Below are 2865 nucleotides of genomic sequence, written 5' to 3' on the forward strand. Positions count from 1 at the left end.
CCGCGCTGGACGTCCAGCGCCTTGAGCTCGTGGCCCACGGCGGCCCGGTCGGACTGGTGCAGCAGGCCCTTGGTGTAGCCATGCACGCCCGGCCAGGCCGGCATCAGCACCCAGTAGCCGATCGAGAAGGCGATGCAGCCGTACCAGACCCACAGCCACCAGCGCGGCAGCGGGTTGTCCAGTTCGCGGATGCCGTCCCACTCGTGGCCGGTGGTCTCGACGCCGGTGACGTCGTCGGTCTTGCGTTCGGAAGCCATCAGGAGAGCTCCTCGTCATCCAGCGGCATGCGCGCGGCGTGTTGGAATTCGGCCTTCTTGGAAGGCCGCAGGGCATAGGCGACACCGGCCAGGAAGATCAGGCCGAAGTAGATCAGTCCGCCCTGCTGGGCGAAGCGCGCCACGGTTTCGTAGGAGAGCTGGCTCATCGCTGGTTCTCCGGGGCCTGGGCCTTGTAGGACTTGAAGTCGACCTGGGTCCCGAGCATCTGCAGATAGGCCACCAGGGCGTCCATCTCGGTGATCCTGTCGGGATCGCCGTCGAAGTCGCGGTTGACCACCTTGGCCCCGTAGCGGCCGCGCAGGGCCACCGCGTCGGTCGAGTACGGATCGGCCTGGGCCTCGAGATCCTTCTTGGCGTTGGTCAGTTCGTCGGCCGTGTAGGGCACGCCCTCGGTGCGCAGCACCTTCATCCGGTCGACGATGTCGCGATAGTCCAGGTCCTTCTCGGCCAGGAACTTGTAGGGCGGCATCACCGACTCCGGCACCACCGAGCGCGGGTCGATCAGGTGGTCGCGGTGCCAGGCGTCGGAGTACTTGCCGCCGACCCGGGCCAGGTCGGGCCCGGTGCGCTTGGACCCCCACTGGAACGGGTGGTCGTACATGCTCTCGGCGGCCAGGCTGTAGTGGCCGTAGCGCTCGACCTCGTCGCGCAGCGGGCGGATCATCTGCGAGTGGCACAGATAGCAGCCCTCGCGGACATAGATGTCGCGGCCGTTCAGTTCCAGCGGGGTGTAGGGGCGTACGCCCTGCACCTTCTCGATGGTGCCCTGCAGCCAGAACAGCGGGGCGATCTCGACCAGCCCCCCGATCGAGACGACCAGGAGGATGCCGACGACGAGCAGCAGCGAGTGCCGCTCAAGCTTGGCGTGTTGCTTCCAGAGAGACATCGGCTGACCTCAGGCGATCGCGGTGGCGGGAGCGGCCGTTTCGTCGGCCGGCTCGGCGGAGGGCGAAGCGATCGTCTTCCAGATGTTGACGATCATGATCAGCGCCCCGGACAGGTACATCAGCCCCCCGACAGCGCGGATGACGTTCTCGATGTGCTTGGCCGAGACGGTCTCGATGAAGCTGTAGGCCAGGAAGCCCTGGGGCGTGTAGGCGCGCCACATCAGGCCTTCCATGATGCCCGACACCCACATCGCGGCGATGTAGAGCAGGATGCCGGTGGTCGCGATCCAGAAGTGCCACTCGATCAGCTTGGTCGAGTACATGTCCTTCTTCTTCCACAGCCACGGCACCAGGCAGTAGACCGCGCCGAAGCTGATGAAGCCCACCCAGCCCAGGGCGCCGGAGTGCACGTGGCCGATGGTCCAGTCGGTGTAGTGGCTGAGCGCGTTGACCGCGCGGATCGACATCACCGGGCCTTCGAAGGTGCTCATGCCGTAGAAGGCGATCGACACCACCATCATCCGCACCACCGGGTCGGTGCGCAGCTTGTCCCAGGCGCCCGACAGCGTCATCAGGCCGTTGATCATGCCGCCCCAGGACGGCATCCACAGCATGATCGAGAAGGTCATGCCCAGGGTCTGGGCCCACTGCGGCAGGGCCGTGTAGTGCAGGTGGTGCGGGCCGGCCCAGATGTAGATGAAGATCAGCGCCCAGAAGTGCACGATCGACAGGCGGTAGCTGTAGACCGGCCGCTCCACGCGCTTGGGCACGAAGTAGTACATCATGGCCAGGAAGCCGGCGGTCAGGAAGAAGCCGACGGCGTTGTGGCCGTACCACCACTGCACCAGCGCATCCTGCACGCCCGAGAAGACGCCATAGGACTTGTGGTTCAGCAGACCCACCGGAATGGCGGCGTTGTTGACCAGATGCAGCAGGGCGATGGTGACGATGAAGGCCAGGTAGAACCAGTTGGCCACGTAGATGTGGGGTTCCTTGCGCTTCCAGATCGTGCCCAGGAACACCAGCAGATAGGCGACCCAGACGATGGTCAGCCACAGGTCGGTGTACCACTCCGGCTCGGCGTATTCCTTGCTCTGGGTCGCGCCCATCAGATAGCCGGTCGCGGCCAGCACGATGAACAGCTGATAGCCCCAGAACACGAACCACGGCGCGATGCCGCCCGCCAGCTTGGCCTTGCAGGTGCGCTGCACGACCCAGAACGACGTGGCGATCAGGGCGTTGCCCCCGAAGGCGAAGATCACCGCCGAGGTGTGCAGCGGCCGCAACCGGCCAAAGTTCAGCCAGCCAGCCTCGGGAAAGTAGAAGATCGTCGGCCAAGACAGCTGGGCGGCGATCAACACCCCCACCAGCAGACCCGCCGCGGCCCAGAACATCGTGGCGATCACCCCCGCCTTGATGACGTTGTCCGAATAACGGTCGGGATGCTCCACCAGCGTGCCGCCCGACAATCCCGCGTTCAGCACGAACGCGGCGATCACCCCCGCCAGCGCGATGGTCTCGGCCTGCAGCCGGAAGATCGGATCCTGGCTCAGTCCCGCGCCGAGGATCGCCAGGAACGCGCCTACGGCCGAAACTATCAGTAACGCGCCCGACCCCGCGGGGGGCCTGGCTTGGATATAAGACGGGGCGGACATGCAGACTCCCTGCGGCGAACCTAAACCCCTCCTGTCACGCACCGC

4 protein-coding genes are annotated in these 2865 nt (G+C 65.8%); all 4 read right to left on the reverse strand.

Going from position 1 to position 2865, the window contains the following annotated elements; translation table 11 throughout:
• Positions 1-257, reverse strand: a 257-nt coding sequence (locus AC1RJ9_RS28255) for a cbb3-type cytochrome c oxidase N-terminal domain-containing protein (protein ID WP_492841993.1), incomplete at its 3' end; no start/stop codon positions are given.
• The gene (locus AC1RJ9_RS28260) at positions 257-424 is read right to left on the reverse strand and encodes a cbb3-type cytochrome c oxidase subunit 3 (protein ID WP_099578182.1); all 168 of its coding nucleotides are present in this window, start codon (positions 422-424) and stop codon (positions 257-259) included. The genes AC1RJ9_RS28255 and AC1RJ9_RS28260, both read right to left, overlap by 1 nt.
• A complete protein-coding gene (ccoO, locus tag AC1RJ9_RS28265; RefSeq protein WP_492841991.1) occupies positions 421-1164 on the reverse strand; it encodes a cytochrome-c oxidase, cbb3-type subunit II in 744 nt (247 codons plus the stop codon). Before ccoO ends, AC1RJ9_RS28260 begins: the two co-directional genes overlap by 4 nt.
• 9 nt (positions 1165-1173) lie before the next feature.
• Complete coding sequence (gene ccoN, locus AC1RJ9_RS28270; RefSeq protein WP_492841989.1) at positions 1174-2820, reverse strand: cytochrome-c oxidase, cbb3-type subunit I; 1647 nt, start codon at positions 2818-2820, stop codon at positions 1174-1176.
• Positions 2821-2865: the final 45 nt, after the last annotated feature.

The sequence above is a fragment of the Caulobacter sp. GW822-FHT07D08 genome, from assembly GCF_058798735.1.

What these genes read in the sequence shown, in the direction of transcription:
- ccoO (WP_492841991.1), bottom strand. Translation starts at nt 1,164, where the DNA reads ATGTCTCTCTGGAAGCAACACGCCAAGCTTGAGCGGCACTCGCTGCTG.
- ccoN (WP_492841989.1), bottom strand. Translation starts at nt 2,820, where the DNA reads ATGTCCGCCCCGTCTTATATCCAAGCCAGGCCCCCCGCGGGGTCGGGC.
- AC1RJ9_RS28260 (WP_099578182.1), bottom strand. Translation starts at nt 424, where the DNA reads ATGAGCCAGCTCTCCTACGAAACCGTGGCGCGCTTCGCCCAGCAGGGC.